Consider the following 25632-nt stretch of genomic DNA (forward strand, 5'->3'; position numbering starts at 1 on the left):
TCCTGGACGACTGGTTGTTCGCGCCGAAGCGGGATCGCCGATCCTGGCCGGACCTCCTGCTGCTTGCGGGGTGGATCGCGCTGGCGGGCTTCCAGATCGCCCGTCACGTGATGTGGCGCGACGAGATCCGCGCGCTCACCATTGCGCTGAACGGCGACGATCTGTTCGCCATGCTGAAGGGGCTACATGGCGAGGGCCACCCTGCCCTTTGGTACCTGCTGCTGCGCGGCGCCCACGCGGTATTCGGCCGGGTCGAGGTGCTGCCCGCGGTCGCCTTCGTGGTCGGGCTCCTCACGGCCGCATTGCTGATCTTCCGCTCGCCGTTCCCGCGGCCGCTGGTCCTGCTGCTGATCACGAGCCACGCGCTGCTGTTCGAATATGTCGTAATGGCCCGGAATTACGGCATCTCGGCCCTGTTCCTGTTCGCCATCGCGGCCTGCTATCCGGCCCACCGCGATCGCGGCGTCCTGCTCGGCGCGCTGTTGTTCCTGCTCGCCAACACCAATGTCGTCGGCGCGATCATGGCCGGCGCGTTCCTGCTGTTCTGGCTGCTCGACCTGCTCGAGGCCCAACTCGCGGGCCAACCCGGCTGGCGCTGGGCGCCGCAACTGACCAATTTCGCGATCAATGCCATCATTGCGACAATCGGCGTTGCGATCTGTGCGGTGACGATGCTGCCGACCTATAATGACGCGGCGGCACGGGACTGGTCGCACGCCTCACCGCTGGCGGCTGCAATCCTTTCGCTCGTGAACCCCGGCGCGACGTCGCTCGGCGCACTGTTTGCCAACCTGCTGCCTTCGGTCGCGGGCTCGGTGCTGCTGTTCGCTGCGACGCTCGGGCTGCTGCCGCGGCGTCCCGCCTTTCTCGCCGCGCTGCTGCTTACGTCGCTGTTCTTCGCCGTCGCCGCCAATGGCGCCTACCGCCACGCCGCGGTCTGGCTCTGTTTCCTGATCACGCTGTACTGGATCGGCTGGAGCCGGATCACCGCGCCATCCGCCTCACCGTTGGCGGCGATCGGACGCGTGTCGCTCCTGCTGGTGCTCGCGATCCAGAGCGCGGCAGGTCTCAACGATTTGCGCAACGCTATGGCCGGCGTCGTCGCGAGCCGCAGCGCCGATCTCGGCCGCCTGATCGCCTCACGCGCCGATCTCGCCAACGCGGTCATCCTCAGCGAGCCGGAATGGCTGGTCGAGGCGCTGCCCTACTACGTCAAGAACCCGCTCTATCTCGCCCGCGACCGCAAATTCGGCAGCGTCGTGATCTTCACGCGCAAGGGCCGGATGAACAGCGATCTCGGCGAGACGCTGCGGCTGGCACGCGAGCTCCGCGAGACATCGGGTGCACCCGTCATCATCCTGCTGGCCTATCGGCTCGACGAGATCACGCCCGACCAGGTCTACGACGAAGGCAAGGACTGGCGGACGTTCCGTGCCTCCGCCGCACAGATCCGCGACTTTCGCGAAGCGACCACGATGATCCGCCGCTTCGAGCCCGCCAGGACCGACGAGAGTTTCGACGTCTACCTGCTCAGATAGGCGATCGATCGAGGACGACAGGAAAGGACCCGCGCGATGGCGCTGATGGACAGCAAGCTCGACACCCGCACGCTGCCGGCCGCGGGCATCCGGCAATACCTTGCGATCCTGCGGCTCGATCACAGCACCAAGCATATCTTCATCATTCCCGGGATCATTCTCGCCTGGCTGTTGCGCGGCGCGCGAGGCGATGATCTCGCCGTCTCCGTCGTGCGCGGCCTTGCGGCCGCGATCTGCATCGCGTCGGCCAACTACGTGATCAACGAGTGGTTCGACCGCGAGTTCGACCGGCATCACCCGACCAAGTCGCAGCGCTCCGCGGTGCAAAGCGTGATGGACGGCAGGATCATCGGACTGGAATGGCTGCTGCTGGTCGCGATTGGCCTTGTCTGCGCGGCTGCGAGCAGCCGCCTGATGCTGTTCGCGGCCGGCATCTTCGCCTTGCAGGGCATCGTCTACAATGTCCCGCCGCTGCGCAGCAAGGACAAGGCTTATTTCGACGTCATCTCGGAGTCCGTCAACAATCCGCTGCGGCTCTTGATCGGCTGGGCGATGATCGACCCGACCTCGCTGCCGCCGAGCTCGGTGATCCTGTGCTACTGGTTCGGCGGCGCGTTCCTGATGGCGGCCAAGCGGCTGTCCGAATATCGCGAGATTGCCGCCTCCCACGGCAGGGAGCTATTGGCGCGCTACCGCGCGAGCTTTGCCGATTATACCGAGGTGTCGCTGACCGCCTCGTGCCTCAGCTATTCGCTGTTCTCGGTGTTCTTCCTTTCGGTGTTCCTGGTGAAATACCGCATCGAGTACATCCTCGCGATGCCGCTGGTGGTGATGCTGTTCACCACCTATTTCTCGATGTCGACGTCGCCGGGATCGTCGGCGCAGAAGCCCGAGAAGCTCTATGGCGAGCGCGGTCTGATGCTGACCGTGCTGGCGCTGGTTGCTGTCTTCCTGGTGGCGAGCTTCGTCGACATGCCGTTCCTCGCGCGGCTCGCCGAACAGCACTACATCACGCTGGAATAGCCGCGATTGGCTAGCGCCGGCGCGGATGCGCCTTCTGGTGCCAGGCCCAGGCCGAGCGAATGATGCGGCCGAGGTCCGACCGGCTCGCCTTGAAGCCGAGCCCGCTCTCCGATTTGGCGGGATCAGCCACCAGGATCGGCGGATCGCCGGGCCGGCGTTCGCGCACCACGCTCGGCACCGCTTCGCCGGTCTCGGCGCGGATCGCGTCGAGCACCTCGCGCACCGAATAGCCGGTGCCGGTGCCGAGGTTGAAGACGCCGCCGGCGTCGCCCTTCAGCAGCAGCTCGAGCGCGGCGATATGGGCGGCGGCGAGATCGTCGACATGGATGTAGTCGCGCACCGCGGTGCCGTCAGGCGTGTCATAGTCCTCGCCGAAGATCGCGAAATCAGGCACATGCCCGAGCAGCGCCATCAGCGCGCGCGGAATCAAATGCGTTTCGGGATCGCGCAGCTCGCCGATGGTGCCGGAAGCATCGGCGCCGCAGGCATTGAAGTAACGCAGGCAGACCGATTTGAATTGATAGGCCGCGCGATAGTCGGCCAGCATCTGCTCGATCATGTATTTGGAGCGGCCGTAGGGATTGACGGTCGGGCCCGCGGCGCTCTCGGGAATCGGATCGCGCCCGGCGTTGCCATAGACCGCGCCGGTCGAGGAAAACACCAGGCGGTCGCAGCCCGCCTCCCGCATGCCGCGCAGCAGGCCGAGCGTGCCGGCAACGTTATTGCCGTAGTATTTCTGCGGATCCGCGACGGACTCGCCGACCGCGCTGAACGCGGCGAAATGCATCACGGCGAGCGCATTGTGCTCGCGGATGGTGGCGGCAATCTTGCCGTGATCGGCGACGTCGCCGATCACGAGCGGGCCCCATTGCACGAAGTTGCGGTGACCGGTCGACAGATTGTCATAGACGACCGGGAGAAACCCGGCCTCGGCAACGGCCTTGGCGCAATGGGACCCGATGTATCCCGCGCCGCCCGTGATGAGGATCGAACCCCTGCTCGCCATTGAAGATGCCGTCCCTGCGCAGGCCAATCCCGCGCCTCAACAGATGCAATGGTCGCATGGGTACGACATTCCGCCAGGCGCGGCAAAATGCCGATGGGAATAGCGTTAAGACCGGACGGATTTGCTTCAGCAGTGACGGTTAACGCGAGCCCAGCGGAACGTTGGTCTGCTGCCCGACCGGCGGCCGGTGACGTGACGGCCTGCCGTAGGGGTAAACCGGTGTTGCCGGCGGGACCGGCCGGGTCGCCTGCGGCCGCGATGTCGGAACGCCGCCGCCCGGGCCATCGATCGAATAGCGCGTTGCGCCCTGCGTGGTCTGCCCGGTGCCCTGTGCGAGCGCGGGGACAGCGGTGGCGACCACCAGCGCCGCAATCGTGACAAGGCCGGCCAGCTTCATGTCGATGCCTCGATGGGTTGAATCGGGATCAACCGGTCACGCCTCCGATCGTTCCGCGCGCCGTCGCAGCCTTCGCGATCTTCCGCCTTCCCCACATGAAACGTGGCGCGGCGAAATGTCTCGCCGCGCCACGCTCAATCGATCGGGTTAACCCAGGAAATTCAGGCGCCGGCCGGCGCGACCGCGGCCCAGTGATCGGGGTTCGCCGGGGTCTGCATCCTGACCCAGCGATAACGCGCCTGCGACCAGGTGCGGATCTGCGCGTTCAGATTGTCGAGCACGACGTCGCCGCCCTCGACGCGGACCACCAGCACGAGATGATGCTCGCCCCAGGAGGTCACCACCTCGCTCAGCAGCAAATTGCGCATCGGCCAACCGCGCGCCAAGAGCTCATGGCGCTTGCTGACGGCATAGTCGTTGCAATCGCCGCGCGCCGGATTGATCAGCCATTCCTCGCCGGCGAGGCCGCGTTCGTTGCGCTGCGGGACGATACGACGGTTAACCGAGGCGTTGACCTCGATCAGGTCGGCGATGCGTTGCTTGGTCAGACGTGTGGCCCCGCCGCGGAACACCATGCGGGCGCGGGCTTTCGGCTTGCATTCGTCGGCATAGCGCATGCAGAACATCGTATAGGCCATCGGCGCCAGCGTCGGCTCGCTGAAGCGAATCTTCTCGACCACGCCGCCGAGCGGCAACGGGAATCCGATCATTCCGGCCTGGGTGTGCTGCGCGCTTGTCCCGAGCGCGACGATGGCCAGAAGCAAGGCCATCACTCTCCTGACGCTGTACATTCTTCACTCCCCAAAGTGACGGGAAGCAAGTACGGGAAATGTCTTGAGTTAAGGCTCAGGCGCGCGGCGGCATTTGTCTCAAATGCTCGGAAGCGCCCGAGCAGTCCATTAACCAAGCCGGGTTCCCGCGCCGGCGAACCTTTCGGCCGCCAATGATAACGCGCGTGAAGGTCGAACGGATCGCGGCTTATCGCGCTTCCGGGCGCTTTTTTTCTGCGGTTTCGCCGCCGACAGATGAAGGGGCAGTTGCGGCGCGGGAGGCTTGTTCCCATGCGACGCATGGTTAGCCTGACGTCAAACAGCGGGAGCACTCTGTTAAATCTAAACCGTCACCCGCTGCCGGGGCGCGATCCCGCACCAGCGCATGACGAGATCGGCGAGCATCTTGATCTCGAGATCCGCGGGCGTGCCGCCGGCGAAATCGGCCACCGATTGTCCCAGCGCGACGGCGCGAACATAGGCCGAGCGGCTTCCAATCATCGGTCCGATCTCTTCGTCGAGCGTATCCAGCTCCTCGATCAGCTGCTGGCCTTCGAGCGTGCGCTGGTCGACACGGTTGGGCACTATCATGGCGCGGAGCGCCGTTCGCCGCGCTGCGCGCACCTCGCGCACGATGTCGATCGTCCGCGCGGTCGCTTCGATGTCGAGCCCGGACGGCGTGCATGGCATCAGCACGATGTTGGCGACGGCGAGCACGGCGCCCAGCACCCGGTCGTTGGGCGCGGAGTCCACCACGATGATCTGATGCGGAATCTGGCGCATCAGCTTGGCCCATTCGGCCACGGGGCGGGTTTCCGGATCAAGCTGGTAGACGGGAAACGTCAGATTGCCGGGCTCGGCCCAGTGGCAGGCCGACGCCTGGGAGTCGGCGTCGACCAGTCCCACCACGCCGGTGCGCCGGTCCAATTCCGCGGCCAGCAGAACCGCAAGAGTCGTCTTTCCGACCCCGCCCTTGCGCTGGGCAACCGAGATGACAAGCGGCATCGCTAGCTCCTGGCGTTATCCCCCGTGCGTGCGCGGGAGGACACCTTCATCAACGAGCGTCAGCATCCGGGGCAGACAGACCCGCTTTGCGTCGTAATTGTCCCTCACAAAGCTCCGCGCCTTCATCCGCATCTTCTTGAAGGCTTTGGGCCGTGACAGCACCGAGACTACCTGATCCGACAGCGCATCAATATCAAAAAACGGCGTCAGCAGGCCGTTGCCGTCCGAGATGATGTCGCGCAGCGGCGCCGTGTCGGATGCCACCACCGCACACCCCGCGCTCATCGCCTCCAGCAGCGACCATGACAGCACGAAGGGATAGGTCAGATAGACGTGCACCGAGGAGATCTGCAGCAGCTCGAGATACGGTCCCCGGGGAATCCGGCCGAGGAAATGCACGCGGCGAAGATCGATGTCCGACCTGACTTCGCCCAGGAACATCGACTTCCAGCTCGAACCCTCCGGCGGATTCGCGCCATAGGACGTCCCGCTGCCGCCGACGATCACCACCTGCGCATTCGGCCGCGCGGCCATGATCCTCGGCAGCGCCCGCATGAAGATATGGAATCCGCGCACCGGCTCGAGATTGCGCGAGACGTAGGTGATCACTTCGTCGTCCGCGGAGAGCGTCGCGCCGTTCGGAAGCTGAAACCGCGCGACGGGGTTGGGCTTCACCTCGTCGGTGTCGACGCCCTCGTGAATCACTTCGATCTTGCCCTGAAACTCGCGGGGAAAGGTCGACCTCTGCCATGGCGTCGGCGAAACGCCGGTGTCGCATTCGGTGAGCGCCAGCAGCGTGGTCGCATTCTTCAAATGAAGTGCGACATTGCCGTCGAGGCCCGTCATGGGAAATTCGGGATCGAAGCCGACGTCCCTGCCCTCGGCACCGTAGTAGAATTCGCAATAGAGGATGATGCGCGCTTTCGGAAACATCGTGCGCAGCGGCAGCGTCTCGCCCCAGCCGGGATGCGCGAAGATCAGGTCGGGCACGAAGCCCTGTCCCGACAGCGACGACAGCGCATACAGCACCTCCTCGGCACGCCGTGCTTCGACGTCGAAGCGGCGGGCAAAGGGGTGGACCATCGCGGAGTCCGACTTGGTCGTCGAATATTTGAGCAGCCGGATATCCCGCGTCGTGCTCGCGGTCGATGAGCCGACCGCGACGACCTTGTTTCCGGGCCGCTCGGCGAGCGCACGCGCAATGTGGCGGTATTGGGCTGGAAAGTTGTTGTGGACGAAGAGGACGTTCATTGGCGGGCGAGCGCGCCCCCCGGCCGCGCGGTCTTCGATTGGGGTCAGGGTCGATACCATGACCGGCAGGGTGTCTTCGATATGCACGTGCGAAACTATCTCACCGGATTAACATTAAGCCCCCTTCTATCACACAGATTTTTGGGGCACACTGTGTGAGAAACATATCGACCCATCCGTTAGGCTCGCAGGCGACCATGAACGAACAGATTCAGCAGAAAACCATTGACCTGGCACGAGGGCTTTTCCTTGTTCGCTACAATGGCGCGGAAGACAAGACATCACCTCCGGTGGTGCGCGTATATGCGGATCGCGCCAGCGCTAACAATTGTAACATTATTACCGGGCCCGACGGGGCCAATGGAACCCTGTTCGCTCCCGAGACCGCGCTGGTCGTGTCGGTCGCCCGGCCAAGCCGCCTGATCGTCGAGGTCACGGCAGGGCGCGCCGGCGCGTCGACCGCCGCCAATATCAAGATCGAACCGCTGACCCAGGGACAGCCGGCCGCGCAGCCCGCCAGCCAGCCGTTCGATACGGACGAGCCCGATCCTGGCCTTGACCGTGGCGAGCTGAGCGATCTCAAGCTGTTGGCGCATGTCGCGGGTCTGGGCGACGTCACGGTCGGCCCGAACACCTGGATTGCCGGACCGGCCGCTCCGGCCCGAATCGAGGGAATTTCCCTCGATTGGCCGAACAAGCCGTACGATCTCAACCTGCAATATGCAGTCAAGTTCGCGAGGCCGCAGCGAGGCGACAACCAGTTCGTTCCGCTTGGAACCTTTGCCGGAACCCGGGGACGCGCGCTGGCCATCACGGGGTTCTCGCTGGAAGCCACGGGGCCCGGCGCGGATCGCTACACCATCGCAGCCGAGACCATCTTCCTGGGCGCTCCGGCCCTGCGTGTGACCGGGAACCGGATCGTGGTGGCCGGCCCCTCGGGCCGGGAACCGCTGGTCGGCCTCAAGCTCAGTGTCGAAGAGCAACGGGTGCAGGCAGCGCCGCTGGCGCCCCGGCAGCCGAGGCGCGCTGAACCCGTCGCCCCGATGCCCCGCCAGGAGGCGCCGCGCCTCGAGGGACGGGTGCGCGTGTTCCGGAGCCGGCAGAGCGCCGTCAAGACGGCTGGCTGACCATGCGCGCAGACAAGGGCGACATTTGACCGCCGACGCGCGCAGGATCGCCTTTACGTCCAAAACGCTGCATCACGTCGATCTCGAGCGGGCCGCTGTCGGAGCGCTCGAGGCGCGCGATTTCCGGCGCGCATTCGCGCTCGCCGACCGCCGCTGCCGGATCTTGCCGCATCCCGGCGCCCGCGCCCATCTGCTGCGCGCAGAAGCGCTGTTTCGCCTCGATCTCAGGGATGCGGCTGTCGCGAGCGTAGCCCGGGCGCTCGAGCTCGAACCGGACGATCTTGTCGCCGCACGGCGAATGATGGCCTGGGGCGACGGCCTTCCGCAGCTCGAAGCCGCACGAAGCATCGCGCGGCGCGATGACGATGCGGACTCAGTCAGGAGCGCGCTCCTGCTGCTCGAGCAGAACGGCCAGCACAGCTGCGCCCGCGTCGACTTCCTCGATGAGGAGGTGAAGGGATGGGTGACGTGGCGGGGGGACGACCCACAGCTTTCGCTGGCGCAAGCCGATCAATCCAGCACCATCCAGCTTCCCGCCGACCCCCGTCACAGATTTGCGCTCAACGGACGACGCGCTGCGAGCTTCCGTCTGATGCGGCCGGCATCCGCGACCTCGCAACGCCTCGAGATCGCACAGGCGGACCACGTCATCGCTAGCATTCAACTGCCGGCCAACCGTGCTCCGGATCGCCGCAATGCGCCCCAGCGGCCGCCTCGCACGCGCAACGGCGAAACGCCGCCGCTCACCATCATCATCCCGGTCTACCGGGATCTGGCGGCAACGCGTGCCTGCATCGAGAGCGCATTGACGGCCGTCGCCTGCACGCCCGGCTCGACCATCGTCGTCGTCGATGATGCCTCGCCCGAACCCGCCATCAAACATCTGCTCGGCGAACTGGCTGCAGAGTTGCGCATCCGGCTGCTGACCAACGCGCACAATCTCGGCTTTGTCGGCGCGATCAACCGGGCCCTCGGCGAGACGGGCGCGGGCGACGTCGTGCTGCTGAACTCGGACACGATCGTGCCGAAATATGCGCTGCAACGCTTGCGAAGCGCGGTGCGATCGACGCTGCGCGTCGGCACGGCGACCCCGCTCTCGAACAACGGCGAATATACCAGCTTCCCGGTGCCGAACCGGTCGAATCCCCTGCCCTCGCCCGGCGAACTGGAATTGCTCGACGAATTGGCCGGCACGGCTAATTCCGGGATGGCCATCGACATCCCCAACGGCATCGGGTTCTGCCTCTACATCACCCGCGAGTGCCTCGACGCCGTGCATGAACTCTCCGACGACTTCTATCGCGGCTATCTCGAAGACGTCGACTTCTGTCTGCGCGCCGCCGAGGCCGGTTTCCGCAACGTGTGCATCCCGTCGGTCTTTGTCGGACACGAGGGCTCGCGCTCGTTTCTCGGCGAGAAGCGTTCCCTGGTGCTGCGCAATCTTCGCGTCCTCGAGCACCGATACCAGCGCTATGCGACGGAGTGCGCGGCGTTCCTGGTTGCCGATCCGCTGCGCGATTGCCGCGCGGCGCTTGAGCTCAAACTGCTCTCCAACGAACAGCGCGGTGACGGCCCGCACGTCATCCTCTGCGGCTCCTCGATCGGCCGCGAGATCGCGGTCAGGCGATGCAGGCAACTGGCGGCGGACGACAAGCGCGGTCTGGTCGTTCACTTCCGCGCCGAAGGCGAACGCCGGATGGCCGCGATCATCGATCCGGATGGCGAAGCTCCGCAGTCGATCGCACTCGACGTTGCGACGCCCGAGGGCCGCGAGACCTTGCTGAAGTGTCTCGTCGATCTTCGATTAGGCTCGCTCGAGATCGCGGAGCCAAACCGCATCCCCGGTGCCTGCCTGGCACAGCTCACGCAACATTTCGCCTACGACCTCCTGGTCACCGACACCAGATTTGCAATGCACGCCGCGGCTGGATCGGGCGTGCATCCGGACTGGGCAGGCCTCGTCGAACGGGCCCGGCGCGTGATGGTGATCGGCGAAAACGGGGCCGAGTTCTCCGAAGCGGTGCTCGGCCTGCAAGCGACCAGGCTGGGCGCCCCGCCGGCACAGCCAGCGCCGCCGCGCGCCGTGAGCGGCCCGGCGCGTCTCGGTTTGCTCGCCCTGCACGCCAGCGCAGCGGAATTTCGCTTCGTTAGAGCGTTGAGCGATCAAATGGCCGAAGCCGACGAAGACGCCGCGATCATCGTGCTGGGTACCACCCTCGACGATCTCAAGCTGATGCAGCGCCCAAACGTCACCGTCGCCGGCGAAATCGGCGTCGACGACGTCACGACGCTGATCGAAGGTCACGGCATCACGAAACTGGTTCTCGACATCGGCGAACCGGCATTCGGGCATCCGTTGGTGGACGCGCTGCTGGCAACCGGATTGCCCACCGCTGCGATCGAATGGAGTCCGGCACCACCGGGACGCAGCCGAAACACCGATCTGAAGCTGCAACCAGGGCTTGATGCCGACGACGCGATTGCCGCCGTCCTCGACTGGGCGGCCGAGGACGTGCTGCTACATCCCGATCGGCGGCGCAGTCGGCTGAGGCGGGAGGTTGGCACGCGGCTTCCATGACCGCGGCGGCCATGCGAGCGACGAGAACGGCGTTGAATCCAGCCCCAGCAGCGGGCTGTAATAGGGATCATCCAGCAGCACTTCGCCCCACTTCGCGCGCAGCATCGCCAGCTCGTGCCCGAAGCGTGCCTTGCGATCCGGCGCGGAATCGCGGCCCCGGCTGGCCGATTCCAGATGCACGAGCTTTGCGTCCGGCGTGAACACGATCCGCTTTCCGAGCTGGCGCAGCTTCAGGCACAGATCGATATCGTTGAAGCTGATCGGAAAGCGGATCTCGTCCATGCCGCCGACGGCCAGGAAATCGCGCTTGCGCACCAACAGGCACGCCGCCGTCAGCGCCGAGCATTCGTGCGCCACCTGGAGCAGATCGCCGTAGCCGGGATCACCATCCATCCGATCGTTGAAGGCGTGCGCAGCCGAGAAATTGGCGCCAAGCACCACCCCGCCATGCTGGACGACGCTGCTCGGCCAGAGCAGCTTGGCGCCGACGGCTCCGACATCGGGAGCGGCGAGCCGCCACAGCATCTCCGCCAGCCAGCCGTCATCGAGCGCCTCGATGTCGTTGTTGAGAAAGCAGATGTTATCCGTATCGACGCAATCGACGGCGGCGTTGTTGATGGCTGCGAAGTTGAACGGCCCTTCGACCGAAATCACGTCGATCTCGTCATCGGACAGGCCCTCCAGATAATCCAGCGCGTCCGGCTCGCTCGAGCTGTTGTCGACGACGAGAATCCGGGCGTTGGTCTCATGTGCGGCCGGCAACACCGTCTCGATGCATCGCTTGAGAAGCTCGGCGCGATTCCTGGTCGGGATGATGATGGTGGTGCGCTCATTCCAATCGACGACGCGCTTGACCCGCACGGCGGGAAGCAGGCCCGCTGTCCGCGGCTCGACATGCGCCTCGACGCCGGCCCTCGCGAAATATGCCTCGCTTGCGGCGACAAGCTCGGTGGTTGCAACGGACGTATCAATTCCCGGCAACGCCGCAACCGCCCCCGGCAGATGATAGGTTCGCTCAGGTTCAGCGCAGGACAGGAAGATGTCGTAGAGCGACGCCGCCGCTCGCAGCGCCTCCACGGCGCGCTCGCGGCGCACCGCAAAGCAATACGCGCCATAGCCCTGCTCGAGCGCACGTTCGAGATCGAATGCTGGAAACGCCAGCGGCCAGACGGCGCCGGCGCCCGCGGCGACCTCGACGTCGCCATAGACGAGATCGCAGCCGGGTTCGGAAGCGAACACATCGGCGAAGCGCTGCAAGGCATCTTCGGCGAGGATCGTCCCGCTCAGGCAGAAGACGAAGAACGCGCTGCTCGCGGCATCGCCGTCGATAAACTCGCGCGCGGCCGCCGGATCGAACCGGCTGAACCCGCGCGCCGGCAGGCACACCGCCGACCAGGCCGCATGCCGTTGGGCTTCGAGGCTGTCGATGCTTTCGTCCACCCTGGCGTCACCGATCAGGACGACCGCGGCCTCGGATGGAACGTCAGACTCGATCTCCGGCGCGAAACGCTCTTTCCAGCTGCTATAAGTGTGAAACGGCACCGAAGCGGGCAACAGTTGATCGAACAATTGTCCGCGCAACCGCTCGCTGTCCCAGCGTCCGAGCTCCGCGATGGTCTGCTCCAATCCGCGCTCGAAAGCGACGAACGCGATCGGCTCCGAGATCACGCTCCGTCCGGTAACCGTCCGTGCGGACAGCCCGCGCACGCGGCCATCGGCAAAATGCTCGGGCAGATGAAAATCGATCCGGCGGCCGACGCCGAACTCACCGCCCCGCGTAACGTTGGTCCACCCGGTCGGCTTCACGGTCATCACCGGCCGCTGCGCGATCAGGATTTCGATGTCTTCGTCGACGTCCTGCGAAAGCCAGCCCTCGAAGCGCAGACCTCCGGCCCATTTGATTTCGCCGATCTGGTGCCACTGCGCGTCCGGCGCTGCGACATCGCAGCGAATCGGAGCACCGACAGCACCTCCGATATTTGCCAGTCTCGCCTCGATGATCCCGGCGTTCGCACCGACCTCATCCTGTACGTTGAAGGTAAATCCAAATCGCCCGTCGCCGATTCCGGCATCGGCCAGCTCTGTTACAAACTCGTCACACAATGATGACATGTATGGCTCGCCGTCGACGAGCAGCTCGACGGTGTAGCGCCGGCCGAGATCGGCGCGGTCGTAAACAAATCCAGAAAACGTCGTGCGATCGTATCTGGAGAATTGCGTTTGCAATGACGCGTATTCAGCTCCTGAGGGCCTCTGCTTGCCAATCGTCTTCGTGCTCATGTCCAACCCTCAAACGGCGGCTCGATTGTCAGTCGATTTCAAGTTGAGAATGTGTCCATGGCGCGTCAAAGGTGACTAGCGCGCACTCAACTGCACTGAGGCCATCACCGTTTGCACAAAAAGCCGCCGAGCTCCAACACAAACTATACGTTATAAAACTTGGCGTTATCGGCGCCAATTGTGCTAGTGCTAACTCCTCCTCTCCACACTGATCGACGAGCGGATTCATGAAGATTGCAATGGTTGGAACGGGATATGTAGGTCTCGTATCCGGAGCGTGTTTTGCCGACTTCGGCCATCAGGTCGTTTGCGTCGACAAGGACGCCGGCAAGATCGAAGCCCTGAAGCGCGGCAAGATCCCGATCTACGAAACTGACCTCGATAAGCTCGTCGAGACCAACACCGCCGCCGGACGGCTGACCTTCACGACAGAACTCGCGGGAGCCGTCGGCGACGCCGATGCCGTGTTCATCGCGGTCGGAACGCCCTCGCGGCGCGGCGATGGCCACGCAGATCTGAGCTACGTCTATGCAGCCGCCAAGGAGATCGGCGCCGCGCTCAAGAAGTTCACCGTGGTGGTGACGAAGTCGACCGTGCCCGTGGGCACCGGCGACGAGGTCGAACGCCTGATCCGCGAGACCAGTCCCGACGCCGATTTCGCGGTTGCCTCGAACCCCGAATTCCTGCGCGAAGGCGCCGCGATCCAGGATTTCCGCCATCCCGACCGGATCGTCGTCGGCACCGAGGACGAGCGGGCCAAGAAGGTGATGGGCGAAGTCTATCGTCCGCTCTATCTGAACCAGGCGCCGATCCTCTATACCGCGCGGCGCACGGCGGAACTGATCAAATACGCTGCAAATGCCTTCCTCGCCACCAAGATCACCTTCATCAACGAGATCGCCGATCTCTCCGAGAGGGTTGGTGCGAACGTGCAGGAGGTCGCGCGCGGCATCGGGCTCGACAACCGGATTGGAACCAAGTTCCTGCATGCCGGCGCGGGCTATGGCGGCTCCTGCTTTCCGAAGGACACCCGCGCCCTGTTCAAGACGGCGCTCGATCACGACGTGCAGCTGAAAATCGTCGAAGCCACGCTGACCGCGAACGACAATCGCAAGCGCGCGATGGCGCGCAAGGTCGCCAACGTGCTCGGCGGCGAGCTGCGCGGCAAGACAATCGGCGTGCTTGGCCTGACGTTCAAGCCCGATACCGACGACATGCGCGAGGCGCCGTCGATCCCGCTGATCAACGGCCTGATCGATTTCGGTGCCAAGGTTCGCGCCTATGATCCGGTCGGCATGGAGCAGGCGCGCAAGGAATTGCCGGAGATCGAGTACAGCACGGACGCCTATGAATGCGCGCGCCAGGCGGATGCGCTTGTCATCGTGACCGAGTGGCGCCAGTTCCGCGCGCTCGATCTCAAGCGCATCAAGCAGGAGATGAAGCATCCGGTCGTCGTCGACCTGCGCAACATCTACCGCCCCGACGAGATGGCCGCGCACGGCTTCACTTACGAGAGCATCGGCCGGCCGCGCTGAGCGGCCGCGACTGACCGGCAACGATAGCCACAGTTCGATCCTGAAGCCCCGTTCCGAGTCAATCGGAGCGGGGCTCTGTTTTTGTGCTGACGCGTTTTCCTCACGCGTTCCGATATCCACTTCGCTCTTAAGCGGGACGAGTTTTGGTTGAATCGGCTGGGCGCGATCTCGGTTCACCTCTCCCCGTCGGGGAGAGGTCGGATTGCGCCTGGCGATGCGAAGCATCGTCCAGTGCAATCCGGGTGAGGGCTCTTGCTCTCTCGATAGACCGTACCTCTCACCCGATTTGCTGCGCAAATCGACCTCTCCCAAGGGAGAGGTGAACTTTCGACGCCGTTCTAGCTCAACCTAATCTCATCAGGCTTGGGCGGGCGCGGGCACGCCGAGCTGGACGAACTCATCCAGCTCGCGTGCGAGCGCCTCCTGCCAGGTCGGCATCGCGACCCCGAACTGCGCCTTCAGCCGCGTCAGATCGAGCCGTGAATTGCTAGGGCGCGCCGCCTTGGTCGGGAAATCGGCCGTTGCGATCGGTACGATATCGTCGACGGCAAGCGTAACGCCACGCGACCGCAGCCCGCCGACGATGGCGGTGGCAAAGCCATGCCAGCTGGTTTCGCCGGCGCAAACGAGATTGACGACGCCGCCCCTGCGCACCAGCTGATCGTGCAGCGTCGTGATGTTCGGCAGGACGATGCCGGCGACCGCACTGGCGATCGCTTGTGCCGTCGTCGGCGCGCCAATCTGATCGGCCACGATCCGCAGCTCCTTACGCTCGCCGGCAAGCCGCGCGATGGTGCGCAGGAAATTGGTGCCCTTTGCGGCATAGACCCATGAGGTGCGCGCGATCAGATGCGCTCCGCCCGCCGCCTGGATCGCGACATCGCCGGCAAGCTTGCTGGCGCCGTAGGCCGACAACGGTTCGGTCGGGCTGTCCTCGCGCCATGACCGGTCGCCGGAACCGTTGAAAACATAGTCGGTGGAGAAATGCACCAGCGGCACCCGGTTCGCCGCCGCCCATTTCGCGAGCGCTTCGGGTCCCCTAGCGTTGACCAGGAAGGCCAGCTCGCGCTCGTCCTCGGCGCGATCGACCGCCGTGTACGCAGCCGGATTGATGATGAGGTCGGGCTTCAGGCTTTCAAGCTGGGCCGTCACCATCTCCGACTTCGACAGATCGAACTCCGCGGTCGGCGGCGAGATGATGGTGCCGTGACTTTCCAGCAGAGGCTTCAGCGCACTGCCAACCTGGCCGCGCGTTCCCGTCAAAAGAATCCGCATCAGATTTGTCCATAGGTGGGAAGATTGCTGGCGTCGGCGAGCAGCGGCGCATCCGCATCCTTGGCCGACAGCTGTGGCTTTTCGACGCCCCATTCGATCCCGATCGCGGGATCGTTCCAGCGGATCGAGAGCTCATCCTTGGGGCTGTAGAAGTCGTCGCATTTGTAGAAGAAGTCGGCGGTTTCCGAGAGCACCACGAAGCCGTGGGCAAAGCCGCGCGGCACCCATAACTGCCGGCGGTTGTCCTCGCTCAATTCGACCGCGACATGCTTACCGAAATTCGGGCTGCCGACACGCACGTCGACGGCAACGTCCAGCACCTTGCCGCGCAGCACGGTCACGAGCTTGCCCTGGGTGATCGGGTTCTGCAGATGCAAGCCCCGCAGCACGCCATAGGCCGAGCGGGACATGTTGTCCTGCACGAAGGGGCGCGTGATGCCGTGCTCGACATAACGGGGCGCCTGGTAGGTCTCGAGGAAGAAGCCGCGCTGGTCGCCAAACAGCTTCGGCTCGACGATCAGGACTTCCGGAAGTTCGGTCTTGATGACGTTCATTTAACAAGGGTTCCAGTTTTGGGCAGGCCCGAAATGTTAATTTGCTACTCATAACAAACTTGTGCGGCGCACGCTATCTGTTATGTTTTGATAGTCAAACTGTGAGGGACCATGAAGGGCATTATCCTCGCCGGTGGAACCGGCTCGCGCCTCTACCCCGTGACCACCGTCGTCTCCAAGCAGCTGCTGCCTGTCTTCGACAAGCCGATGATCTATTATCCGCTGTCGACGCTGATGCTCGGTGGAATCCGCGATATTCTGATCATCTCGACACCGCAGGACAAGCCGCTGTTCCAGCGCCTGCTGGGCGACGGCAGCGAGATGGGTGTCCGCTTCGCCTATGCCACGCAGGAGACCCCGCGGGGTCTTGCCGACGCCTTCATCGTCGGCCGCGAGTTCATCGGTGATGACTCCGTCGCCCTTGTGTTAGGCGATAACATTTTCTACGGCCACGGCCTGCCGAGCATGCTGTCGGCTGCCTCGGTCCGCAAGAAGGGCGCCACGGTGTTCGGCTACGTCGTGAACGCGCCGGAGCAATACGGCGTGATCGAGCTCGACGGCACCGGCCGGGCGCTGTCGATCGAGGAGAAGCCGAAGCGGCCGAAGTCCAACGTCGCCGTTACCGGCCTCTATTTCTACGACAATGACGTGGTCGATATCGCGGCCGGCATCAAGCCGTCTCCGCGCGGCGAGATCGAGATCACCGACGTGAACAAGGCCTATCTCGAGCGCGGCGACCTCTATGTCGAGGTGCTCGGCCGCGGCTTCGCCTGGCTCGACACCGGCACGCATTCCTCGCTGGTCGAGGCCAGTCACTTCGTCCAGATCCTTGAGCAGCGCCAGGGCTTGCGCATCGCCTGCCCCGAGGAGATCGCGCTGCGCCAGGGCTACATCTCGCTCGAAGCCTTCGCGCGGGTGGCGCAGAAGACCGCAAAGAGCAGCTACGGCGAGTATCTGCTGTCGGTCTACCGTTCGTTCCAGGGTCAGCCCCGCACAGCCGAGGTATTCAAACATGCGGTTTAAGGGATCGACGATTTTCGTCACCGGCGGCGCCGGCTTCATCGGCTCCGCCGTGGTCCGTCACCTGCTGCGCGACACCCACGCCCGCGTCGTCAACATCGACAAGCTGACCTATGCGGCGAACCTGGCCTCCCTGCCCGGCTCGAGCGAGAGCCTGAATTACACCTTCGAAAAGGCCTGCATCTGCGAGGGACAGGTGCTGCGCCGGCTGTTCGAGAAATACCAGCCCGATGCGGTGATGAATCTTGCCGCGGAAAGCCACGTCGACCGTTCGATCGACGGCCCCGGCGAATTCATCCAGACCAACATCGTCGGCACCTTCACGATCCTGCAGGAGACGCTGCGCCACTGGCGTACGCTCTCGCCCGAGAAGCGCGATCAGTTCCGTTTCCTGCATATCTCGACCGACGAGGTGTTCGGCTCGCTCGGCGACGAGGGGCTGTTCACCGAGACCACGGCCTATGCGCCGAACTCGCCTTATTCGGCCAGCAAGGCATCATCAGATCATCTGGTGCGCGCCTGGCGCGAGACCTATGACCTGCCGACCCTGGTGACCAACTGCTCCAACAATTACGGCCCGTATCACTTCCCGGAGAAGCTGATCCCGCACATGATCATCAAGGGGCTCGCCGGCGAGCCGCTGCCGGTCTATGGCGACGGCCAGAACGTCCGCGACTGGCTGTTCGTCGAAGATCACGCCAAGGCGCTGACCTTGGTGCTGGAGCGTGGCGAGATCGGCGAGACCTATAATGTCGGCGGCCGCAACGAGCGCACCAACCTCCACGTCGTGGAAAGCATCTGCGACCTGCTCGACGAGGTCGTGCCGGCTGCGGCAGGCCCGCGGCGCCAGCTGATCAACTTCGTCGCCGACCGTCCCGGCCACGACCGCCGTTATGCGATCGACGCGACCAAGCTCGAAACCGAGCTCGGCTGGCGCGCCGAGGAGAATTTCGAGACCGGCATCGCCAAGACGGTGCGCTGGTATGTCGACGAGCAACCCTGGTGGCGCGCGATCCTTGAGCGCGGCTACAAGGTGGAGCGCGTCGGCCTGAACCAGTAGCCGCCGATCTCTCCAAGCCACCGGCGTGGACAGCCAACAGGAAGCCGAGAAGCGCGATGATGATTCAACCGGATCACATCGCGACTTGACCAGCCGCGACCGCCTTCCGACGGTGGATTGGCAGCCATCCGACAGACGACAAATCGAAAAACCACGGGGTCCCGCCATGAAAATCGCAATGGACGGTCAGGAACTGACACTGTTCAAAAGCTTCGTGGATCTCTCGAAGCGCTACCTGGAATTCGGCTCGGGCGGGAGCACCTGGCTCGCCTGTCAAACCAGGAAGGAGTGGGTCATCTCGATCGATTCCTCCCTGGAATGGCTGAACAACGTCGGCGATGCCACGCGCGATGCGAGCACCAAGCCGCTACTGCTGCACGTCGACATCGGCAAGCTGCGCGAATGGGGTTATCCGATCGAGAAGGAGAAGGAGAGCTCCTGGCCCGAATATCATGAGCGTGTCTGGGAGCGTCCGGAAAGCAAGACGGCCGACCTGTACTTCATCGACGGCCGGTTTCGCGTGGCGAGCTTCGTGCAGTGCGTGCTGCACGGCGCACCGGGGGCCTTCATCGCAATTCACGACTTCGAGAACCGCCCCCACTACCATTCGGTTCGGACCGTCGCGCGGGAAATCGCGCGCGCCAACAACATGTCGATCTTCCAGCGGCCTGCCAGGATCGACGTCGATGCCGCACAAGCCCTGCTTGCGAAATACCGGCTGGAGCCGCTGTAGCCGGCAGCCGTAGCCGGCAGCTTCCGCCGTCGATCGCTGCTGCGGTCAAAGATCACGCAAGCTGCATGATTGATCGGGCGCGCCACCTGGCGCGCCCTGCTTCGGCAAGAAAATCGCTGTCGGCTGGATCTAGCTTTGGACCAGCTTCTTCAGCTCCGGAAGAAACCGCTGGATCGTTGCGTCTTCGATATCGTTGCGATCCCGCAACGTGAAGAACTCCATCGCGCGGATCTTCTCGGGATCTCCGTCGGCGAGCGGCCGGCCGCGCTCGCGCTTCTTCAGCAATTGCTCGCGTGACTTCGTGTAGTAGTGATTGATCACGAGCTTGCTCCGCTTGGGAGCCGTACAGCGGCCGCCGATCGGGAATACCGGCGTGCCGTCTTCCTGGACGTAGCAGCCCAGAACGAGCGATTGATGGGGATGCAGGTAGGACACGATGGTGTCCGGCCGCACGATCGACTTCATGATGAAATGATCCGGGAAGTCGTCCGGAGCGCGGCGCGTGAAGGACTCGATGCACAGGCCGGCCGGCCGCGCATCGTGACCGTTCGATCCGAAGTTCAGCCAATGCACCGCCACCGCCGGCGCCGGGCCGAGCTCGGCCAGGACGTCCTTGATGTTGCCGGCCCGCGTCGGAAACAAATACTCATCGGCATCGATGAAGGCGCACCATTCCGCACAATTGCGATAGGTGTCGATCGCATGCGAGAAGGCGCGCATCTGGCCGAATTCGCCCTCCACGAAATGATAGGTGATCATTTCGGGCCACGGGAAGGACTCGATCACGGCGCGCGTATTGTCGGTGCTGCCGTTGTCGTAGAGGTAGAAGTGATCGAAGCCGACCAGTCGGTGGAAGTGCAGCCATTCCAGCAGATCGTCGCCTTCATTCTTGATGGCGCACACCGCGGCGAGGCCGTGCTTCTTGCGATCGACCCCGACATAGAGCTTCTTCGCCTCCATCACGCGCAGGAGGCCGGCGAACTCACGCCGCAGGTTTTCACTTTGCGGGGCCGCAGCGAGCGCGGACAGATAGACGTCCTGCGCTTCATGAGCTGCCCCCATGTTGAGATCCGCGATCGCAAGGCGATGCAGCACCCGCGAGTCGGATGGCATCTGCTTGACGAGATCGAGAAGGATTCCACGCGCTCCGGCGAAATCACAGGCCTGCACAAGCGCTGCCGCCTTTGCAAACTGGAATTCCTTGTAATCGCCGAATTGCTGCTCCAACTGCTCGACCGACTGGATGAGCTCGTCGGGCTTCGGATTTGCGATCCGCCCGGAAAAGAAATCTCGAAGCTTTGTCTCGATCTCACTTGCTGGAAGCGTATCGAGATTCACGCCTGAGCTGAAACTAGACAATGCAGGAATTTCCATGTCCAACCTGAGCCGCTCCCCACGAGATCAACAAGCAATTACCATTGGTTCGCACCACGAATTCCGTATTAGCGCACTTATCCTACAAGAATAAGGCTATAACACGTAGCGCTCACATTTAACTGTTGTAAGGTTATTTCGAGGAAAATCAATACAATAGAGTACAGGGCTCGCTGTCATTTGCACGAAACCGTCGCACACGACGGGAACGACCGGAGATCGCCAATGGACAATGGGAACGAAGCAATCCGTAAGCCGTTTGCGCTTACGAGACGGATGTTTTTGACATCGTTATCCGCAAGCCTGCTGCCCGGCTCGCTCAGCGTCCTGGGTTCCGGTCATCCTGCTGCGGCCGCGGCAGCTTCACGGCCTCTCGTCGGAGCCATCCGATGGGACGCATGGTATTCGCCGGGCTCGCAGCCGACGGAAGCCATGAAGCAATCGCTCGGTCCGCAGAAATATCGTTGGCGGGCTCCCTTCTTCGGCGCCCAGATCAACCGCGATCCAAACGCGCTTGATTTTTCCAGCTCGGTCGAGGCCGAGATCGACAAGGAAATCGACCAAGCGATCTTTGCCGGACTGGATTATTGGGCCTTTGCCGGCTACGGGGCCAACCACCCGATGTCGAAAGCCCTGTACGCATTCAGAACCCGTCCGAAGGCAGCCCAACTGAAGTACTGTATGTTTACCGAGCTCGGTCGATGGGGATCGGCAGCCAAGCTGTCGCCACTGCCCCACGAGCACATCGGCCTGATGGCGGACAAGAATTATCTCAGGGTCGAGGGAGATCGGCCGCTCTACTTCCTGGGCTTCATCAAGGGCGCGGACGTGCAGCGAAGCTGGGGAGGCGTGCAAGGTCTCCGTACCCAACTCAGCAAATTCAAATCCGATGCGACCGCAGCCGGCGTCGCGGAGCCGTACATCGTGCTGGCAGGCGACACGAAATTCCTGAGCCAGGAGGCCGCCAATCTTGGCGCCGATGCGGTCGGATCGTATGCGATTACAACCGGCAACGGCCGCGGCAGCTTTGCCGACCTCGCGAAGTATGCCGAAAAAGGCTGGAATGCCTTGGCCGCCAGCCAGGTCCCTGTTGTACCCACGGTGATGACAGGCTGGGACAGGCGCCCTCGCATCGAGCATCCCGTGCCCTGGGAAACGTCGCAGCGTCCCGGCGACGGCATCACCAATTTCTATACGGCTCCGACGAAGCAGGAACTGGCCAGCCATCTCGCGCAATCGATCCGCTGGGTCAACAGCCAAGCACCTGATCTCCGAGCGCCCGCGGTGCTGATCTATGCCTGGAATGAAAATGACGAGGGTGGCTGGCTGGTCCCGACGCTGCCGTGTCAAACAGAGCGCCTTGAAGCGCTGCGCGAGGTTCTCAAGACGACGACACGGGCGGCGGCGAAGAACCTTTGCTAGGCCGGTTCAAGCGAGGTTCGGCGCGGCTTGCGTAAGGCCGCGCCGAACTCACAATCACGGCTCCGTTGCGATTGCACCGGAACGGACAAGACCGGCCCTACTCCCGATCAGCGCCAGCGAAGCGGCCTGGTCCGGTCGTTCGACTCCACCGTCCGATGTTCGAGATGATAGGGCGCGTAGATCTGCTTGACCCAGTAATTGAAGTTCGGGTGCAGCTTCACGAAGTCATAGAATGAATCGCCGAAATTGGACGGGCTGAGGCAGGTCTTGTTTTGTGGCCGCGACGAGATGGCATTCAGGCAATACGACACCATGCAAGCCTTCGTCTCGCTCTCCGCCACCTTGCTCAGGCTTCGGAAGCTGTTGGTGGAGTGCAGCCGGTACAGATAGCGGTCGGCCTCCAGGTAAGTCGGCTCGACCTTGGTGACGGCGCGCAAGGCGAAGTCCCAGTCATGGCAGTATTTCAGGTCGGCGAGCCAGCCCACCTGCCGCAGCAGTTCGCGGCTGAAGACGAAGTTTCCGGTCGACGCGGCAATCTGAGAATCCAGGAACGTCCACGACAGCGGCGCACCGGCAATCTGCGCCCGGTCGATCGCATAGCGCAGGCGCGTCGGAAACTGGTAGTTGCTGATCGACTTGCCATGTTCGTCGATCGGCTCGACGGCCGAGAAGCCGAAGAACAGCCGCTCGTCGCCATGCTTGTCCGCGAACAGCTGGACGCGCTCCCTGGAGAAGGCATCGTCCGAATTCAAGAGGAAGATCATGTCGCCCTTCGTCAGCGACAACGCCCTGTTCCAGGTGTAATGGGCTCCAAGATTCTGGGGGTTCTTGAGCAGCTTGCAGGACACGAAGCGCTTTCCGAACGACCGCTTCTTGATGACCCGCTGCGCGACTTCAAAACTCCTGTCCGGCGAATTGTCGTCGACGATGACGAGCTCGATGTCGGCAAACGTCTGCTGATAGACGGTCTCGAGGCATTCCTCGAGATACTGCTCGTGCTTGTAGCACGCGATGACCACACTTGCGAGCATCGGAGGCGACCTCAACGTCTCACGATGATCGAATGGCGCGACCTCACCAAGGCACTGGCGCCGTCGCCGACCTCCAGGACCGCGAGTTGATATTCACCATCCGGCAAGTCTCGAATCGAGAACGACAGCTGGAAGCCGAAATAGCAATCCTTGCTTTCCGCCTTCATATATTCCTTCACGTCCACGCGCTCGTGCCAATCGACGATCAGACAGTAGCCGCCGTTGATTGCGCCTTCCGCGGCAAGCCCCGACAGGACCAGGAATCCCGTTCTCTGCCTGCTTGCTTCGAAGGCGTTGCCCGCGCAAATCCATCCCCGCACCAGGATCTCAAAGCGCGGATCAACGATCACCCGTTCGCCGGTCTGGGAATTGATGTTCTCGATGACCAGCAACGAACCTGCCGGATTGTCGGACGCGCCGTCCGCCTCAACCGGAGTGCCGCTTCTCAAGCGCTGCACCCCCGAATGAGTGAGGCCCGACCGGTGCAGGTTTGCGAGCACTTCGACATGCGTCGAAGCTTCCTTCACCGCCCATTCAAGCTCCTGCCTGCTCAGGCAATCCAGCAGATCCGGGCTATTTCTGATCTGCGCCGAAATCGGCTCAGCGGACGCGACCCTCCGCACAACCTCAAGGAAGGCGCGTCCATGACGCGAATCCGGCTCGAGATGGGCCCCCTCCGCCCATTCGTTCCAGGAATTGATGAACACCAGTGACTCGGAGAAGCTGTTGCCCTTGGCCCGCAGGGTGGCGTCGCGAAGCCAGACCTCGAATGCCTCCGGGCTGGATCTCGTGAAGACGTGACCGCGCGGTCCCTTGCGCGGCGTATTGTCCCAACGCGGCATGACGGCAGGAAAGAACGGGAAGTCGTAGGTCTTGCCGATCGACGATCGCATGGCGTCGACATAATCGTACACCTTCCCGGCGAAGGTCGCCGGAGCATCGACTTCGGTCGGGGGCACTTCCCGCGTCGAGACCGTGTGCGGCGGAAACTCGATGGCCGCATCACAATTGACGTCGCGCGGATCGAACTCGCCAAAGGTCATCGCATTGCAGATCAGAATCTCGCCAATGCCGAGCTCCCGGGCTCGCTCGCGCCAGATCTCGAACAGACGCTGCTTGTCCGGCAGCAATGACGGCCGGTAGATGACGATGACCTTTCGACCATCGACCGTGATGTAGCGCTCGTCGAGCAGCAGGTCGGCCATGTCGTCGATAAAACGGACGTCGTCGTCCAGCGAGTGATTTTGTCCGAGCAGCAGCTCGGCATCCGAGCCGTCCCACCGGCGCGACCAGTTCTCGTTGGCCCAGCAGATGCAGAAGGGCAGGTTCGGCTCGCCGTCCTCAAGCAAGAGCTGAAGCGGCTTTTCCAGCAACCTGCGACCCTGGAACCAATACACGTAGTAGCAGAATCCATCGATGCCGTACTTGCGCGCGAGGTCGCCCTGCTGTCGGCGCGTCTCCGGCAGCCGGACGTCGTAGAATCCAAGATCGGCCGGCAGCCACGGCGATTCGTGAGACGGAAACTGGGCGCGCATGCGCGCGACATTGGTCCACTCGGTGAACCCCGGACCCCACCACCTGTCATTTTCTTCAAATGAATGGAATTGCGGCAGGTAGAAACAAATATAGCGCACCTCCTTGGTGGAGGCGTCCGCCGGTCCCGCAACGCTTCGGTTGTCGACGCTGGGAAACAGCAGATCGTCGTAGTCTTCGAGCGAGAAGCCGAGCGCAACCACCACTTCGCTCGGCGTGAAGTTCTCGAACAGCGGGATCTCGTAATATTCCCCGTCGCTCAGGCTGATGCGCAGATAGATCTGCGCATGCTTGGGCTCGACAAGCGAGTTTCTCAGGGCACGCGCCAGACGGCGGCGCACGCCCGGCGTCGACAGATCGATGCGAAATCCGGGACGCCCGATCACGCTGCGCGGACCGATGCGGGCCGGCATCGACCGGCCGGTGCGTCCCTCTTCGACACAGTGGGAGCCGACGAAGAGCGCTATCGAAACCGTTGCCGCGGGCGACTGGGCATCGACAATCCAGCCCGAGATTCCCCGCCCCGAATATTCGAGGATCGCGCCGCGCAACCGCGATCCTGACTGGAGATCGCTGATATCGGGATCCAGGAACAGGCTCTGCGGATGGTCGTCCTGCTGAACCGGACTGGCAACGGGCAACATATCCTTCGTATCCCTGACGCTCCGTTCGACCATCTTGTTCATTGCCACTCGATCTCCTGCCAACGTCTAACGCCGGCTCCAGTTTCTTTCCCGGTCACGCGGACGTTCGATCCCGAGATCACGCTGCCTGACACGCCACTGATCATGACCTCTCGGTTCTTATCGATCATCTTCACACAACCAGAGGTGCAATGAGCATTTATTCCGCGAACCCACATTAACGCAATCTCTCTATCGTCGATATGAAAGCCATTGTTAGTTCTGCCTAGATTGTCACGCAGAGGTGCACGCTTCCGTGCCTTCGCGCCCAAAAACAAAGCCGTTCACCGTCTCTGCCATTGCGTGCGACGAGATGTCCGCCTCCAACAATCTCAGCCGACGCTCTCGCCCATCGCCTGCAGACGACGTAGCGCGCCTTCGTTGTTCTGCTGCGCCGCCTTTCGATACCAATGCAGCGCCTGGTCGCGGTCCTGCGC

At 63.3% G+C, this 25632-nt stretch carries 20 protein-coding genes; 9 read left to right on the forward strand and 11 right to left on the reverse strand.

Translation table 11 applies throughout. From position 1 onward, the window contains the following. Nucleotides 1-1538 (forward strand): hypothetical protein (locus QMZ05_RS32165; RefSeq protein WP_353704413.1); only part of this gene is annotated, 1538 nt, incomplete at its 5' end. 45 nt (nt 1539-1583) lie between these two features. Then, a complete protein-coding gene (locus QMZ05_RS32170; protein WP_353704430.1) occupies nt 1584-2561 on the forward strand; it encodes a UbiA family prenyltransferase in 978 nt (325 codons plus the stop codon). 10 nt (nt 2562-2571) lie between these two features. On the opposite strand, the gene galE is transcribed toward QMZ05_RS32170, so the two are convergent. From galE to QMZ05_RS32195, 5 genes are all read right to left on the reverse strand, one after another. Beyond that, nucleotides 2572-3567 (reverse strand): UDP-glucose 4-epimerase GalE, encoded by a 996-nt coding sequence (galE, locus tag QMZ05_RS32175; RefSeq protein WP_353704414.1) that lies wholly within the window; start codon nt 3565-3567, stop codon nt 2572-2574. Nucleotides 3568-3706: 139 nt separating this feature from the next. Further along, a complete protein-coding gene (locus QMZ05_RS32180) occupies nt 3707-3964 on the reverse strand; it encodes a hypothetical protein (RefSeq protein ID WP_353704415.1) in 258 nt (85 codons plus the stop codon). Nucleotides 3965-4125: 161 nt separating this feature from the next. Further along, nucleotides 4126-4734 carry a transglutaminase-like cysteine peptidase gene (locus QMZ05_RS32185; RefSeq protein WP_083633183.1) on the reverse strand — a complete coding sequence of 203 codons (609 nt, stop codon included), beginning with the start codon at nt 4732-4734 and terminating at the stop codon, nt 4126-4128. Between the two features lie 342 nt (nt 4735-5076). Further along, nucleotides 5077-5739: a ParA family protein gene (locus QMZ05_RS32190; RefSeq protein ID WP_353704416.1), complete on the reverse strand. Its 663-nt coding sequence runs from the start codon at nt 5737-5739 to the stop codon at nt 5077-5079. Between the two features lie 15 nt (nt 5740-5754). Next, nucleotides 5755-6990, reverse strand: a complete 1236-nt coding sequence (locus QMZ05_RS32195; RefSeq protein ID WP_353704417.1) for a glycosyltransferase — start codon at nt 6988-6990, stop codon at nt 5755-5757. Nucleotides 6991-7187: 197 nt separating this feature from the next. Here QMZ05_RS32195 and QMZ05_RS32200 point away from each other — a divergent pair, with 197 nt between their 5' ends. Both QMZ05_RS32200 and QMZ05_RS32205 read left to right on the forward strand, forming a co-directional pair. Further along, nucleotides 7188-8117: a hypothetical protein gene (locus QMZ05_RS32200; protein WP_353704418.1), complete on the forward strand. Its 930-nt coding sequence runs from the start codon at nt 7188-7190 to the stop codon at nt 8115-8117. Nucleotides 8118-8142: 25 nt separating this feature from the next. Then, on the forward strand, nt 8143-10695 hold the full coding sequence (locus QMZ05_RS32205; RefSeq protein ID WP_353704419.1) for a glycosyltransferase: 2553 nt from the start codon (nt 8143-8145) through the stop codon (nt 10693-10695). Here QMZ05_RS32205 and QMZ05_RS32210 read toward each other — a convergent pair. Next, nucleotides 10636-12975: a glycosyltransferase family 2 protein gene (locus QMZ05_RS32210; protein WP_353704420.1), complete on the reverse strand. Its 2340-nt coding sequence runs from the start codon at nt 12973-12975 to the stop codon at nt 10636-10638. The genes QMZ05_RS32205 and QMZ05_RS32210 overlap by 60 nt on opposite strands. A gap of 227 nt (nt 12976-13202) precedes the next feature. Between QMZ05_RS32210 and QMZ05_RS32215 the strand changes: the two genes are divergently transcribed. Beyond that, a complete protein-coding gene (locus QMZ05_RS32215) occupies nt 13203-14510 on the forward strand; it encodes a UDP-glucose/GDP-mannose dehydrogenase family protein (RefSeq protein WP_353704421.1) in 1308 nt (435 codons plus the stop codon). Nucleotides 14511-14867: 357 nt separating this feature from the next. Here the strand turns inward: QMZ05_RS32215 and rfbD are convergent, their stop codons facing one another. Both rfbD and rfbC read right to left on the reverse strand, forming a co-directional pair. Then, nucleotides 14868-15785 carry a dTDP-4-dehydrorhamnose reductase gene (gene rfbD, locus QMZ05_RS32220; protein WP_353704422.1) on the reverse strand — a complete coding sequence of 306 codons (918 nt, stop codon included), beginning with the start codon at nt 15783-15785 and terminating at the stop codon, nt 14868-14870. Further along, nucleotides 15785-16339 carry a dTDP-4-dehydrorhamnose 3,5-epimerase gene (gene rfbC, locus QMZ05_RS32225; protein ID WP_353704423.1) on the reverse strand — a complete coding sequence of 185 codons (555 nt, stop codon included), beginning with the start codon at nt 16337-16339 and terminating at the stop codon, nt 15785-15787. Before rfbC ends, rfbD begins: the two co-directional genes overlap by 1 nt. Nucleotides 16340-16450: 111 nt before the next feature. On the opposite strand from rfbC, the gene rfbA reads away from it, so the two are divergent. The 3 genes from rfbA to QMZ05_RS32240 are packed head-to-tail and all read left to right on the forward strand — an operon-like array spanning nt 16451 to nt 19152. Next, nucleotides 16451-17362 (forward strand): glucose-1-phosphate thymidylyltransferase RfbA, encoded by a 912-nt coding sequence (rfbA, locus tag QMZ05_RS32230; RefSeq protein WP_050630279.1) that lies wholly within the window; start codon nt 16451-16453, stop codon nt 17360-17362. Further along, complete coding sequence (gene rfbB / locus QMZ05_RS32235) at nt 17352-18419, forward strand: dTDP-glucose 4,6-dehydratase (protein ID WP_353704424.1); 1068 nt, start codon at nt 17352-17354, stop codon at nt 18417-18419. The genes rfbA and rfbB overlap by 11 nt, the downstream gene beginning before the upstream one ends. A 25-nt stretch (nt 18420-18444) precedes the next feature. Then, the gene (locus QMZ05_RS32240) at nt 18445-19152 is read left to right on the forward strand and encodes a hypothetical protein (protein WP_353704425.1); all 708 of its coding nucleotides are present in this window, start codon (nt 18445-18447) and stop codon (nt 19150-19152) included. A gap of 129 nt (nt 19153-19281) precedes the next feature. Here QMZ05_RS32240 and QMZ05_RS32245 read toward each other — a convergent pair whose 3' ends face one another. Further along, on the reverse strand, nt 19282-20511 hold the full coding sequence (locus QMZ05_RS32245) for a glycosyltransferase family 92 protein (RefSeq protein ID WP_353704426.1): 1230 nt from the start codon (nt 20509-20511) through the stop codon (nt 19282-19284). Nucleotides 20512-20751: 240 nt separating this feature from the next. Here QMZ05_RS32245 and QMZ05_RS32250 point away from each other — a divergent pair, with 240 nt between their 5' ends. Continuing rightward, nucleotides 20752-21948, forward strand: coding sequence for a hypothetical protein (locus QMZ05_RS32250; protein WP_353704427.1), 1197 nt, complete (start codon nt 20752-20754; stop codon nt 21946-21948). A gap of 107 nt (nt 21949-22055) precedes the next feature. Here QMZ05_RS32250 and QMZ05_RS32255 read toward each other — a convergent pair whose 3' ends face one another. Beyond that, nucleotides 22056-22979, reverse strand: a complete 924-nt coding sequence (locus tag QMZ05_RS32255) for a glycosyltransferase (RefSeq protein WP_353704428.1) — start codon at nt 22977-22979, stop codon at nt 22056-22058. A gap of 11 nt (nt 22980-22990) precedes the next feature. After that, nucleotides 22991-25063, reverse strand: coding sequence for a glycoside hydrolase family 99-like domain-containing protein (locus tag QMZ05_RS32260; RefSeq protein WP_353704429.1), 2073 nt, complete (start codon nt 25061-25063; stop codon nt 22991-22993). Nucleotides 25064-25632: the final 569 nt, after the last annotated feature.

Origin of the sequence: Bradyrhizobium sp. INPA03-11B (assembly GCF_040446015.1) — a bacterium.
GTDB classification, from domain to species: domain Bacteria; phylum Pseudomonadota; class Alphaproteobacteria; order Rhizobiales; family Xanthobacteraceae; genus Bradyrhizobium; species Bradyrhizobium macuxiense_A.